Raw genomic sequence first — 13,284 nt, forward strand, 5'->3', positions numbered from 1 at the left:
TCCTGCGGCAGTTGGTGTATTGGGAAGACGTGCATGGCGCCAGATTACCCGTATTGCGGTGTCGGGAAGAAGTTGCAGCGCATCCCTATTCGCGCCTCGTCGCACTGTTGCTGTCGTCACCCGGGTGATGATCCGTTTAGACTCGATGGCCATGCCGCTTTCAAGGAGGAATCACCATGTCGGTGTATGCGGATAACGAAGCGGCGATCGGGCTGTACCGCAAGTTTGGTTTCGATACCGAAGGCTTGTTTCGCGAGTATGCAGTACGCGATGGCGCGCTGGTGGATGCCCTGAGCATGGTGCGCTTGCGCCGTCTGCTCAAGGCTGGCTGAGTCAGTCGCCCAGGGCGAACGCCACCGCTGCTTGCGCATGCAGCCCGGTGGTGTCGAGCAGTGGCAGCTCGCTGTGTTCGGGTTTGATCAGCAGGCTGATTTCCGTGCAGCCGAGGATGATTGCCTGGGCGCCGCGCGCTGTCAGCCCGCCAATGACCTGCTGGTAAATCTTGCGTGAGGCGTCGCTGATCACCCCGACACAGAGTTCGTCGTAGATGACCCGGTGCACGGCCTGCCGTTCGGCGGCATCCGGGACCAGTACGGTCAAACCCTTGGCCCTGAGCCGATCCTTAAGGAAGTCCTGTTCCATGGTGAAGGCCGTGCCGAGCAAGCCAACGGTCATCGCCCCGGCATCCAGGGCAGCCTGGCCTGCCGGGTCGGCAATGTGTAGAAACGGCACGGTAATCGCCGTCTGAATCTGTTAAGACCAATGGTGCGCATGGTGTGCTCCAGTGATGGCTGACTTCTGTACAAGCGAGTTTCCCGTGGTGCATTGGCTCGATCTATCAGGAAATTTCACATGCCAGACCCACTGAGTCAGAAACTGCTGGGCGGCAAGCTCGGCCTGCAACTCCTGCCGCGTGCGCCCTACAATGCTCGTGATCCGGCAACCGGGCAAACCCTCGGTGTGACGCTGGAGCGTCAGCAGGGTGTACACGCTATCGATTCGGATCGTCGGGTGGATTTTGACACCTGGCCCGGCGTGCTGGCCTACACCCCGGCAGGCGTTGAAGTGTTTTCCGAATCGGCAGCGGGAGGCGAATACCTGTTGGCGCGCTGGAGCGAACCGTTGGCTGATGAGCCGAGCTCCCTGTTCACTCATCGGGTTCAGTCTGGCGGCCATGCTCAGGCGTTGACACTGGGGCGCGAAGCCCGGCGTTTGCTGCTCGATCCTCACGCCTCACGCCTACCTGGTCGAAGTCCGGGTGCAGGCAGCGCGGCGGCTGATCGAGCGCAGCTCGCTGCCATTGGCTGTAATCGCTCAGGACAGTGGGTTCGCCCACCAGTCGCACATGGGCAGTGCCTTTCGCAAATTGCTGGGGATGACGCCCAGCCAATACCGCTCACGCTTTTAGTCGTACGCCGGCAGCGTGCATCTGCCATGCTCAAAGTCCGCAGTACTGCTTCAGCCAAAGGAACACAGCAATGGACAACGTACAGCAATTGGGTGAGATGCTTCGCCACTACGCAGAAAGCGAAGCGCACAAGAAGCAGCTGTTTGAAAGCCAATCGGCGGTGTGGGCGACGCGTATTGGCGAGTTGTTCGGGCAGATCGAACAGTGGCTGGAACCGGTCAAGGCCCCGCATTTGCTGGAGGTGAGCCGCGAAGCCTATGTGGCGTTCGGGGCGAATGTGCCGGTTGAGAGCTCGACCTTCAAGACCGAAAAACTGAGCATTCTGATTGCCGGCAAACCGGTGGAAATCGTGCCCGAAGTGATGGGTACCGGTGGGCTGATTTCGCTGGCAGTCATGGGTTTGACCGCCGCGCGTTACGGCAGTGTGTCGCTGGTGTGTCAGCCGCCTTCGACTGACTGGCAGTGGCGCAAGACCAACGGCCTGAAAGACCCGGACACCTTTGCTTTCGACGCGAATTTTCTGGCGCAGCAGTTGCAGAGCCTGATACCGCGGGATCGAGGTTGAGGGGATTGGCACGCTGCAGTAGCGAAATAAATATTTTCGTCGCAGAGGCTTAACTAGCTGATATTTAATGGGTTTTTCAAATATTCGCAGAAGGTGTTTTTCAAATATGCAGAGCAGGTATCGCGTCGGCATCTGTTTGATCTGGCGCGAGTAACAGCATTTATGGCTTCACGTATTCGTTCTTCCTGCCGGGTGATTTTCCCACAATGTTTTTCCGTTCGAGCATGGACAATTAGAATTCCACTGCGATGAAGGCGCGATGGACAAATGCTGAAAATAATCAGTAGCGCTATTTATTCCTAAAAAAAAACCTGATAGCTTCGGCACCCGTCAAGCGCAATGCTTGCTACCAAAAGGACTGGTAATGAAACTGAGTGATATCGGCAATACCCCCCTCCTGGAAATCGAAAGATTGGCTAATAATGGAAATCGTATTTTTTCAAAATGCGAGTTCATGAATCCAACGGGAAGTCATAAAGATAGAACGTATCTAAATATAGTCAACACGCTTGAAAGCACGGGTGTCATTAGAAAGGGAATGACGCTCATCGACTGCTCTACAGGCAATGGTGGTGCAGCGCTCGCATGGATAGGTAAAGAAAAAGGCTACACAATCAAAATTTTCATGCCGGAAGGAATGACAGATGAACGAAAAGAGCAAATTCGTTCTTTTGGGGCTGAGATAGTAGAGACGCCCAAAGAAACGTTTTTGAATGGGGCGGTCAGTAAAGCTAAAGAATATATGGAAAGTAACAATGACGAGAATACGTACTTTCTGGACCAGTCCAATACATTGCTGAATAAAGAAGCCTGGCATTCTTGCGGTGAAGAAATAGTTGAAGAGCTAAAGGCGAAGGGGGTGGTGCCAGATTTTTTCATCTGCTCTATTGGCACTGGAGGTACATTCTCCGGCATTGCAGAAATTTTAAAGCGCGAATATAAAGATATAAAAACCATTGGCATTGAGGTCAACAGTTCCGCCCCGCTGTACGCATCAAGAAAAGGTTTGAAGTTTGAACACCACCACCATAATTTGATGGGGTTGGGCGCAGGCGTGTTATCAATCAATACCGTACCTGACCTGGTTGACGAAGTGATGGTTGTGGATGGCGATGACTCCTGGAATAGAATGAAGAAGTTTGTGTCTGAGAATGATTTGGGCATAGGACCTACGTGTGGAGCAAATTTGGTCATCTGCGAGCAGATAAGCCGTTCGTTCGACAATAAAAACATTGTCACGCTATTTTTTGATAGTTCATGGAAGTACAAGAGCCGGTGGGATGGTGTTTATCCGGAATACATGGAAGTTAAATAATACATGGATGTTGAATAATGTTGCTTAAGAAAGTGTATCAGAGTGCCAAGGTTGTTAATTCCGGTAAAGCCCTTACTACCGTTAATGAGTTTACTGACCAACTGCCTGCCTTGAGGCCTGAAGTTCTTCTCGAGGTTGCGTACAAAGTAATAAAGTTGATGGACCTTACTGTCGATAAAATCGTCACCGAGGAGGACAAAGGCGCTCCACTGGCTACCGCAGTCTCCATACTGACAGGTATACCTATGGCAATGGCAAGATGGTACCCGTATAGTTTGGATGAGTTGAATGCAAATGTCGTCAATATCAGCTCCGAATATTTCGAAGGGAAAATGTATCTCAACGGTATAAGTCGTGGAGATCGAATAGCAATTATTGATGACACGCTAAGTACGGGTGGGGCGGTCATTTCTTTAGTCGAGTCCATCAAGGCCAGTGGTGGCGAGGTGGTAGACGTTATTTGTGCCGTAGAAAAAGTTCAGAATGACGGATTGAATAACGTCTTCAAGAAGACCGGTATCAACGTAAAAACAATAATGAAGATTTTTGTAAGTAAGGAAAAGGTTGAGGTGGTCGAGTAATGACGGCCCTGTTAGATATTGACATGAACTACACGGACATTGTCAGTGCCATTAATGAGAGCGGCAACGCTGATCGTGTCGAATTCATAGCGGTTTCAAAGTTTCAACCGGTAGAGAAGATAAAGATCTTGTTGGAAAAAGGTCATCGATCTTTTGCTGAAAGCCGGGTTGAAGAGGCTGTGGAAAAATGGACGACCTTGAAAGAGGAGTATCCTGACGTTCGGTTACACTTTATTGGTGGAATTCAATCGAAAAAAATAAAAAAGATAGTATCTTTTTTTGACGTAATACAATCAGTTGACAGGTTGTCTGTGGCTGAAAAAATTGCAGATGAAATCGAAGCGACCCAAAAACCGATTGAATGTCTTATACAGGTAAATATCGGTAAAGAAGATCAAAAATCCGGTGTGCAGATTGAGGATCTAGGCGATCTTTATCAGAAATTAAATGAGAGGCTCCCGGGTAGGGTAAGTGGATTCATGTGCATCCCTCCAAATAATGAGCCCCCAGCTGTTTTCTTCAAGGAAATGGTAAAGCTGAAAGAAATCTATGGCGTGGGCAATCTAAGCATGGGCATGAGTGCTGACTATCGGGTCGCTCTCGAAAACGGCAGTACCATGCTTCGAGTAGGCAGCATGATATTCGGCGAACGAAACTCCCACAAAGAATGAATAGGCTAACGGTATGACTTTGAAGAATCACGGCGTATTACTTGGCCTGCTATTCTGTTTTATTAGTGCGGCATTCGACGTATATGTCGCATTCCTGACTCAGACCATCAGTACAATGGTCGTGATCTTCTACTGCTTTATTTCCTCGGCGACGCTGTTTTTAGCTTACGCCTTGCTCAAGAACAAAACGTCATTGCTGTTCAAGCTTAAAAGAGACTTTGCTTTCGTCATCCTGGCGAACGTTTCTGTTTTGTTCAACTGGGGAGGGCTGTTTTACGCTCTTCGCTACTTAGAACCTGCAGTCGTTGGGGTCGCGTCAGTTGCCTGCGGGCCCGCACTCACTCTGATTATTTCTGCGTTTGATAAAGAGAGTGGAAAGACAGGCAGGATAGAAACAGTGATTTCCTATCTGGTGTTGTTGTCAGTAGGTGTCATGCTATACAACTCATTTATTGGTGATAGCGGTATTTCCTCCACCACAAAAGAACAACGGACGTTGGGGATAATTAGCGTCGTGCTTTGCGCGCTGGGCACAGTACTGTATACGATAGTTTCAAAAAAACTGTTTTCCCGAGCGTGGGCTGTTTCCGAGATACTTGCAACTAGAAACATAGTAATGATCGTGTTGTGTGTTTTCTTTGTACTCAGCAGCGGCGCCTCATTCGGCGTGACAAGCAACCTGGTAGTCCCCATGATGATTCTTGTCGTTGTGGGGCACTTGCTCCCAATCTATTTAATTCAGAAGACTATATTTCATCTGAGTTCAATACACGTTTCTCTCGTGCTCCTAACCCTTCCAGTGTTTACGTTGATATTGCAGTATTTAGACTCCAGGGTCGAGTTTTCGGCCCCGAGTATCGCTGCGATAGTGATTATAGTGTTGCTGTTGGGTGTGTTGGCGCTTCATAAAATTAACGCAGCAAGGCGAGGTTTGAAATGATCAGGATTGTTGTTGTCGACGGGTTTTCCTCTGGTAAGTTTCTGGCGAAAAAATTACACACGGATGGCTGTGTTTTATTGCATGTGGCTTCTAGTCGGAATATTGATGATTATTACTATGTCGGCTTCGATTTTTCTATTTATGAAGATGCGGTCACAAACGAAGATCTGGTCTCTACGGTCTCCTTGGTAAAAGACTTTAATCCAGACGTCATTATTGCAGGCGCCGAAAGCGGCGTGCTTTTAGCTGATGTGCTCAATGACAGAGTTGGGCTTTCGTACAGTAACGAGTTCGATAAAACGATAGCTCGTAGAAATAAATATGAAATGATCAAGCGTATTGCTGACGCGGGTTTGCCAGCAGCCAAACAGACAATTGTTGATGCATGGAGTTCGGCTCGGGCCTGGATAGAGGTACATGATAAATTTCCAGTAGTGCTGAAGCCTCTTGAGAGCGCAGGTGCCGACGGAGTCTACATTTGTAATGATCTGAAAGAGGCTGAAGTCGCATTTACTCAAATATTTGGAACAAAGAACAAGCTAAATATTGATAATGTGCATGTTCTGATACAAGAATATCTTGCCGGCACTGAATATGTCGTCAATATGGTTTCTTTGAATGGGAAACAATTAGTAACTGAAGTTGTCAGGTATAAGAAGCTGCTGCTGGATACGGGTAGCATTATTTATGATATTGATGAGATGATTGACGCGAGGTCGAGCGTCTATAAAAGTCTTGTCGACTATACCCGGAAGGTGGTTTTGTGTTTGGGTATTAAAAATGGCCCAAGCCACGCTGAAGTAATGCTTACCACTGACGGTCCTAAACTCGTGGAGATTGCGGCGAGAACCGATGGAATACTTAGAGATACTGTCTCCGCGCAAACAACAAGGTTCGGGCAGATTAAAGCGGCCGCTATGGCTATTACTGAACCTGCAGCTTTTGAGCAACTCATAGAGTCAGGTGTCGATTATGAGCTTTTTCAGAACTCTTACAATGTGTGCTTGATAAATCGCTCGGCGGGTACTTTCAATAAAGACTTGTTTTTAAGTGAGCTTGACAAGCTGGAGTCTTTTTTTGAAGCTGTTTTTTATGCCGAAAACGGACAGCAGATAGCAATTACAAAGGATGTCTTTAGTCAGCCGGGCACCGTGTATCTGGTTCACCCTGATCTTGAAGTGATTAAATCTGACTATCATAAAATTCGCGCAATGGAATCTGAGTCTATCTACCTGACGCAGAATTGAGTAGCCGGCGCGCTGGGTCTTCGAGTTCGACGTATGACATCGATACGCATTAGGCAAAAAATTGATGTCTTGCCAGGCGTCGGACTCGTAGGCACCGATGCCTGGATCAAGATTTCGCAGCCGTGGCAGACCCTCATTAGCTGCAGATATGACCCTCGAAGGGAGGGAACCGAACGCTCCTATCGGGAAAGTCCGTATACCATTACCAGCATCCCAATTTCGGCTATGTCAGTTTTGAAAGGGATCTCACCGACTTCCTGGAAGCCGAAGCCCTCATAGAAGCGCCGCGCATTGGCGTTGGTCTTGAGCACGTCTAGCCAGAGCAAGGGCTCTGCACGCTCTATCGCACGGTTGCAAATGAAGCGCAAAAGCTGATTTCCATAACCTCGTCCTGCTTCGGATTTGAGTAAGTAGATTTTTTGAAGCTCTGCGCCCACTTCACCCGTTAAAGGTGCAGGCGTTGACCAGTTTATTTTCGAGAAGCCTACATCCCTGCCGCTGTCATCCGAGGCTATAAGCCACATATGGTTAGTGGATGATTCGAGTGATTTACCTAGTGAACTGGGCGAAAAGTCCTGATTGAGGAAGTTCTGCAGGCCGGCAAGAGACCAGATGGCCGAAAAATGCTCTCGGTAGGTCTCGCAGCCAATTCTACGTAGAGTATCAAGGTCGGTCTTGGTGGCCTCACGAATGTTGATCATATTCTTCCCTACAAGCTGTAGAGGATCATTAACCAGAGCCATGCGCTTCGTCCATCCGTACTGAGGTTTGGCATTGGGTCGATCCCACAATCGAAATTACAGCATAGCCAGCTTTCGATCAGGGGGCGGTGATCCGGTTATTAATCCCTCTCTATCCCAAAACCTGCACTGTGGCGAGTCTCAAATCTCGACATTCCCCCAACCTTCCTTCGCCTCCTCCGGCGCAACGGCTTTCACCGTCTTGCCCGTCGCCAACTCCACCCGCCGTGCCACTTCCGGGTCATCGGCAAACGGGATCAGGCTGGCATCGTCCAGGCTCTCGGCCGACTGGTGCCGCAAGCAGTACTCCACCGATAAATACAGGCACGCCACGCCCAACAGATCCAACATGACTTCGATCATGACGAACAATTCCTGAGGTGAGAGACGCAAGCCGGTGCGGCTTGCGTCATGGGCCGGATCAAGCGATCTGTGCTTCTTGCTCAGCGATTTTCAGGTCGGCGACCCGCACGGTGCGCCAGGTGTTGTAAGCCATCAGCAACATGCCGCTGAGGAAGAACACACCGCCGACGAAACGCACGATGAAGCCAGGATGGCTGGCCACCAGAGTCTCGACGAAGGAATAGGTCAGCGTGCCATCGTCGTTGATGGCGCGCCACATCAGGCCCTGGGTAATGCCGTTGACCCACATCGAGGCGATGTAGAGCACGGTGCCGATGGTGGCGAGCCAAAAGTGCGTGTTGATCAGGCCGATGCTGTACATCTGCTCGCGGCCGAAGACTTTCGGGATCATGTGGTACAGCGAACCGAAGGTGATCATCGCCACCCAGCCGAGTGCACCGGCGTGTACGTGGCCGATGGTCCAGTCGGTGTAGTGGGAGAGGGCATTGACTGTTTTGATCGCCATCATCGGCCCTTCGAAGGTCGACATGCCGTAGAACGCCAGCGACAGCACCAAAAACCGCAGAATCGGGTCAGTGCGCAGCTTATGCCAGGCGCCCGAGAGCGTCATCATGCCGTTGATCATGCCGCCCCAGCTCGGCGCCAGCAGGATCAGCGACATCGCCATGCCCAGTGATTGCGCCCAGTCCGGCAGTGCGGTGTAGTGCAAGTGGTGCGGGCCGGCCCAGATGTACAGGGTGATCAGCGCCCAGAAATGCACGATCGACAACCGATAGGAATACACCGGCCGGCCGACCTGTTTCGGCACGAAGTAATACATCATCCCGAGGAAGCCGGTGGTGAGGAAGAAGCCCACCGCGTTGTGCCCATACCACCACTGCACCATCGCATCGGTAGCTCCGGAATACACCGGATAGGACTTGAACCAGCCCACTGGAATCGACAGGTGATTGACTACGTGCAGCATGGCGATCACCACAATGAACGCACCGAAGAACCAGTTGCCGACATAGATGTGCTTGGTCTTGCGCTGCACCACGGTGGTGAAAAACACGATGGCGTAGGCGACCCAGACCACCGTCATCCACACCGCGCCGGAGAATTCGATCTCGGCGTATTCCTTGGTGGTGGTGTAGCCCAGGGGGAGGGTGATCAGCATGCTGACGATCACCGATTGCCAGCCCCAGAAGGTGAAGGCGGCGAGTTTGTCGCTGTACAGTCGCACCTGGCAGGTGCGCTGCACCGCGTAGTAACTGGCGGCAAATTGTGCGCTGCCGGCAAAACCGAAAATCACCAGGCTGGTGTGCAACGGACGCAAGCGGCCAAAGGTGGTCCAGGGCAAATCGAGGTTCGCCTCCGGCCACACCAGTTGCGAGGCGATCCACACGCCCATCGCCATCCCGATAACACCCCATACCACTGTTGCCACGACGAATTGGCGGACGACCTTGTAGTTATAGGCCTGTCCGATTGCTGCTGTGCTCATGGTCAATGCTTCCACGGTTGCAAAGTCTTGCCAGGCCACCCGGTCTGGCATGCGGTCAACTGTAGAAACCCTGGTCGAAACAAAACAGACTCAGAAAAACTGCATTAATACGGATCAGATGCAGGGCCTGCCTGCGGTGATCTGCCGCGCCCTGATATGGTTTTTTAGTCTTTAGCTGAATCTGTAACCACCTGAGCCGCTACTGCATAGTCACCACCACACAAGAACCCTGGTTACCCACCCGTAGCAGCAGCCTCGCGGGCTCGGCAGCTGCTACGTGTTCTGTGGGTTTGGGGTCAGCACTGATGAGGTAGGACCATGTATCAATACGATGACTATGACCGGGCCCTGGTCTTTGAACGGGTTGCACAGTTTCGCGATCAGGTCGAGCGGTTCATGGCTGGAGCCTTGAGTGAGGAAGAGTTTTTGCCATTGCGCCTGCAGAACGGCCTGTACATGCAAAAGCACGCCTACATGCTGCGAGTGGCCATTCCCTACGGCACCCTGAGTGCCCGGCAGATGCGTACGCTGGCGAGCATCGCCCGGGATTACGATCGGGGTTACGGGCACTTCACCACCCGGCAGAACATGCAGTTCAACTGGATCGAACTGGCCCAGGTGCCGGACATCCTCGAGCGCCTCGCCCAGGTCGAAATGCATGCGATCCAGACCTCCGGCAACTGCGTGCGCAACATCACCACCGAAGCCTTTGCCGGGGTGGCGGCGGATGAGCTGATCGACCCACGGCCCCTGGCGGAAATCCTCCGGCAGTGGTCGACCATCAACCCCGAATTCCTGTTTTTGCCGCGCAAATTCAAGATCGCCATCTGCTCGGCGGAACACGACCGCGCAGCAATCATGATGCATGACATCGGCCTCTACCTTTACCGCGACGCGGCCGGGCAGATGCTGCTGCGAGTGATCGTCGGCGGCGGCCTGGGGCGCACACCGATCCTCGGCTTGCAGATCCGTGAAGGGTTGCCGTGGCAGCACTTGTTGTCTTATGTCGAGGCGGTGTTGCGGGTGTATAACCGCCATGGCCGGCGTGACAACAAGTACAAGGCGCGGATCAAGATTCTGGTCAAGGCGCTGGGCATCGAGGCCTTCGCCCAGGAAGTCGAACAGGAGTGGCAACACCTCAAGGATGGCCCGGCGCAATTGACCGACGTCGAATACCAGCGCGTCGCCAGCGCGTTCGTACCGCCTGCCTATGAGCCACTGGCCGACACCGACCTGGACTTCGGTACTCGCCTGACCGAGAACCCGGCGTTCGCACGTTGGGTTGCGCGTAACGTGCAGCCGCACAAAGTACCGGGCTACACCAGCGTGGTGCTGTCGACCAAACCCGGCATGGCCTCACCGCCAGGTGATGTCACTGGCGTGCAGATGGACGCAGTGGCCGACTGGTCCGAGCAGTTCGGTTTCGGTGAAATCCGTATTGCCCATGAACAGAACATTGTCCTGCCGGATGTACCCAAGGCTGACTTGTACGCATTGTGGCGCCTTGCCTGCGAGCACGGACTGGGCTGCGCCAACGTCGGTTTGCTGACCGACATCATTGCCTGCCCCGGCGGCGATTTCTGCGCGCTGGCCAATGCCAAGTCGATCCCCATCGCCCAAGCGATCCAGGCACGCTTCGATGACCTGGATTACCTTCACGACCTGGGCGACATCAGCCTCAACATCTCTGGCTGCATGAATGCCTGTGGTCATCACCACATCGGTAATATCGGCATTCTCGGCGTCGATAAGAATGGCAGCGAGTGGTACCAGATCACCCTCGGCGGATCACAGGGCAAGAACAGCGCGTTGGGCAAGGTCATCGGCCCGTCGTTCAGCGCCGCCGAAGTACCGCAGGTGATCGAGCGGATCATCGCGACCTTTGTCCGCTACCGCGAGAGTGAAGAACTGTTTGTCGATACCTTGCAGCGCATCGGTCTGGAGCCGTTCAAGGAGCGCGTTTATCCCAAGAGCCTGGAGGTCGTCGCATGAATAATCTGCTGCGATTGGAGGAAGGTGTTGCGCTTAAGGTCAATGACGATCCGTGGACACTGGTCAGGGACCTGGAAAGCGAACTGCCAACGGGGCCGCTGATCTTGCCGCTGGCCTTGTGGCTGATGCGCCGTATTGAACATCATCCGTCACGAGACGCGGTATGGCTGGGGCCGGATGACGATGTCGAAAGTCTCAAGCCGTGGCTCAAGCTGATCCCCATGATCGCGCTGGAGTTCCCGAGTTTCCGCGATGGCCGGGCTTACAGCCAGGCTTACCTGTTGCGCACGCGTTTGGGCTGGGCGGGGGAGTTGCGGGCGATTGGCGATGTGCTGCGCGACCAGCTCAGCCATATGCGCCAATGCGGTTTCGATGCGTTCGCGGTGCGTGAAGACAAATGCGCTGAAGATGCCCTCAAGGGGCTGGTGGGGATGAGCGTGCATTACGGTCGTTCGGTGATCGAGCCACGACCGTTGTTTCGCCGACGCTGATCAATACGTTCAACAGATCTGGGTGATGTGTGCACCCACTGTTGCGTGGGTGCACACGGTTTGCGTATCACTTCAACTTACGGGTTGATCGGCGTCAGCGGCGGCAGTTTCCATTGACCGTTGCCGACCTGAGGCTGGGGCAGGTACAGGCGCAATATCGCGTAGAACGGACCGTGCGGCGCCGGCAGCCAGTTGCTGCGCTGATCCTTGAGCGGCTCGGAGTGCTGCAGGTAAAGCGTCAGGCCGCCGTCCGGGTCGCGCTTGAAGGTGGACAGCATGCGCGAGTTGAGCAGGTAGCGTTTCTTGTGGTTGGGTACCAGCAGTTTGGTCTTGCCGTCGTACATGGTCAGCGACCAGAACGCGTCGGCCGGTGGCAACTGATCCTTGTCAAAGTGCACGGTGTAGCTGTGTCTCGCGCCATTAGCCGGTTTGCCCAGGCTGTCGACCAGATAACTGAATTTGGCTGCTTCATCGGCCGAGTTGCCAAAGATCCCCAGGTTGGCGCCGGCGTAGCGGTACAGATAATTGTTGTTCAAATGGTCGCGGGTACCGAACAAGTCACCGTTGCTGACCTGATGGGTATCGATCTTGTCTTTCTTGAACGCCGCGTACTCGGCCTTGGCATCGGCAATCCCGTCGTCGAGGGCCTTGCGCTGTTCGGCGGTGAGGGCTTTGAGGTCGTACGGCTGGCCGGCAACAATGCCGATTTTCGCGAAGCGTGCCAGTTGGTCTTTTTCAACGTCTTGCGCCGGGGCGAAGCCGAGCATGAAGTTCAGGTAGCGGAACAGCTCCGGGCTGTCGCTCATGGTCGGAGTTGGCTTTGGCCAGTCAATTTTTGGTGCGGCGGCCGGTGCCGGTTGCCCCAGGTACTGGCTCAGCGTCTGAACCTTGTAGCCGTGCTGGATTTTCTTGACCTTCTCCAGGTCCTTTTCGTCAAACAGCTGGGTACGGTACAGCGCATAGGCAATATTGGTTTCGCTACGTACCAGTCGATCGATCTTCAGCGGTTGCTGACCTTGCCAATTGGGACCGGCAATCATGAAGGTCCCGCCCTTGTTGCCCGTGCTGCGGGTGCCCAGGTAAGCAAAATTCTGGGTATAGAGGTCGACCAGTTGTACCGAGTAGTAACGCTCTTCGGCGATCTGCGGCAGGGTCACAACCACAGGCTCTGCGCGCAGGTCCATCCAGAGAACTGAGCTGGGAGTGTCCGGGTTTGGGCTAACGAACGCGGTGTCCTTGGGGGTGAATGCCCTGGCCGTATTGCTGATATGGTTGAGCGGTGCCTTGAAGTTCGGACCGTTCTTGTCCACCGCCTGGGTGTACAGGGTCTTGTACATCTCCACCACCGGGAAGCCGTAGAGATACGCGTCTTTGGCGATCCCCCGGGCTTCTTCGGGGCTGGCGCTGAAATCTGCCCAGGCGCTGGCGCTCAGTAGCAAAGAGAGGCCGGCGAGCAACAGGCGGGTCGGTTTTTCGATGGTCATT

The 13,284-nt window shown here is 53.3% G+C and carries 12 protein-coding genes and 3 pseudogenes; 10 read left to right on the forward strand and 5 right to left on the reverse strand.

What is annotated here, in order from left to right; genetic code table 11:
- Nucleotides 1–170: 170 nt before the first annotated feature.
- Nucleotides 171–332 (forward strand): annotated as a pseudogene (locus tag AC1DHT_RS18945) (GNAT family N-acetyltransferase); the annotation flags it as partial.
- A 1-nt stretch (nt 333) separates the two neighbouring features.
- On the opposite strand, the pseudogene AC1DHT_RS18950 reads toward AC1DHT_RS18945, so the two are convergent.
- Nucleotides 334–753, reverse strand: a pseudogene (locus tag AC1DHT_RS18950) (aspartate/glutamate racemase family protein); the annotation flags it as partial.
- Between the two features lie 99 nt (nt 754–852).
- Here AC1DHT_RS18950 and AC1DHT_RS18955 point away from each other — a divergent pair.
- The 7 genes and pseudogenes from AC1DHT_RS18955 (at nt 853) to AC1DHT_RS18985 (ending at nt 6,727) form a co-directional block, all read left to right on the forward strand.
- Nucleotides 853–1,408: pseudogene (locus AC1DHT_RS18955) on the forward strand (helix-turn-helix domain-containing protein).
- 70 nt (nt 1,409–1,478) lie between these two features.
- Nucleotides 1,479–1,973 carry a hypothetical protein gene (locus AC1DHT_RS18960; RefSeq protein WP_427536969.1) on the forward strand — a complete coding sequence of 165 codons (495 nt, stop codon included), beginning with the start codon at nt 1,479–1,481 and terminating at the stop codon, nt 1,971–1,973.
- A 364-nt stretch (nt 1,974–2,337) separates the two neighbouring features.
- Nucleotides 2,338–3,288, forward strand: coding sequence for a cysteine synthase family protein (locus AC1DHT_RS18965; RefSeq protein ID WP_427536967.1), 951 nt, complete (start codon nt 2,338–2,340; stop codon nt 3,286–3,288).
- 17 nt (nt 3,289–3,305) lie between these two features.
- Complete coding sequence (locus AC1DHT_RS18970; RefSeq protein ID WP_427536965.1) at nt 3,306–3,869, forward strand: phosphoribosyltransferase family protein; 564 nt, start codon at nt 3,306–3,308, stop codon at nt 3,867–3,869.
- Nucleotides 3,869–4,540 (forward strand): YggS family pyridoxal phosphate-dependent enzyme, encoded by a 672-nt coding sequence (locus AC1DHT_RS18975; RefSeq protein WP_427536963.1) that lies wholly within the window; start codon nt 3,869–3,871, stop codon nt 4,538–4,540. Before AC1DHT_RS18970 ends, AC1DHT_RS18975 begins: the two co-directional genes overlap by 1 nt.
- A gap of 13 nt (nt 4,541–4,553) precedes the next feature.
- Entirely contained in the window at nt 4,554–5,480 is a 927-nt protein-coding gene (locus AC1DHT_RS18980; protein ID WP_427536961.1) for an EamA family transporter, read from the forward strand.
- Entirely contained in the window at nt 5,477–6,727 is a 1,251-nt protein-coding gene (locus AC1DHT_RS18985; protein WP_427536959.1) for an ATP-grasp domain-containing protein, read from the forward strand. Before AC1DHT_RS18980 ends, AC1DHT_RS18985 begins: the two co-directional genes overlap by 4 nt.
- Nucleotides 6,728–6,906: 179 nt before the next feature.
- Here AC1DHT_RS18985 and AC1DHT_RS18990 read toward each other — a convergent pair whose 3' ends face one another.
- The 3 genes from AC1DHT_RS18990 to ccoN all read right to left on the reverse strand — a co-directional run bounded on the left by AC1DHT_RS18990 (nt 6,907) and on the right by ccoN (nt 9,316).
- A complete protein-coding gene (locus AC1DHT_RS18990; protein ID WP_427537205.1) occupies nt 6,907–7,428 on the reverse strand; it encodes a GNAT family N-acetyltransferase in 522 nt (173 codons plus the stop codon).
- 180 nt (nt 7,429–7,608) lie between these two features.
- Complete coding sequence (locus AC1DHT_RS18995) at nt 7,609–7,830, reverse strand: cbb3-type cytochrome c oxidase subunit 3 (protein WP_427536957.1); 222 nt, start codon at nt 7,828–7,830, stop codon at nt 7,609–7,611.
- A 58-nt stretch (nt 7,831–7,888) separates the two neighbouring features.
- Nucleotides 7,889–9,316 (reverse strand): cytochrome-c oxidase, cbb3-type subunit I, encoded by a 1,428-nt coding sequence (gene ccoN / locus AC1DHT_RS19000; protein WP_427529169.1) that lies wholly within the window; start codon nt 9,314–9,316, stop codon nt 7,889–7,891.
- A gap of 318 nt (nt 9,317–9,634) precedes the next feature.
- Between ccoN and AC1DHT_RS19005 the strand changes: the two genes are divergently transcribed.
- Both AC1DHT_RS19005 and AC1DHT_RS19010 read left to right on the forward strand, forming a co-directional pair.
- Entirely contained in the window at nt 9,635–11,308 is a 1,674-nt protein-coding gene (locus AC1DHT_RS19005) for a nitrite/sulfite reductase (protein ID WP_427536955.1), read from the forward strand.
- Nucleotides 11,305–11,799: a DUF934 domain-containing protein gene (locus AC1DHT_RS19010; protein WP_427536953.1), complete on the forward strand. Its 495-nt coding sequence runs from the start codon at nt 11,305–11,307 to the stop codon at nt 11,797–11,799. The genes AC1DHT_RS19005 and AC1DHT_RS19010 overlap by 4 nt, the downstream gene beginning before the upstream one ends.
- A 77-nt stretch (nt 11,800–11,876) precedes the next feature.
- On the opposite strand, the gene AC1DHT_RS19015 is transcribed toward AC1DHT_RS19010, so the two are convergent.
- Entirely contained in the window at nt 11,877–13,283 is a 1,407-nt protein-coding gene (locus AC1DHT_RS19015) for a DUF1254 domain-containing protein (RefSeq protein ID WP_427536951.1), read from the reverse strand.
- Nucleotide 13,284 lies beyond the last annotated feature (1 nt).

It is taken from the genome of Pseudomonas sp. 05N432 (assembly GCF_056396945.1).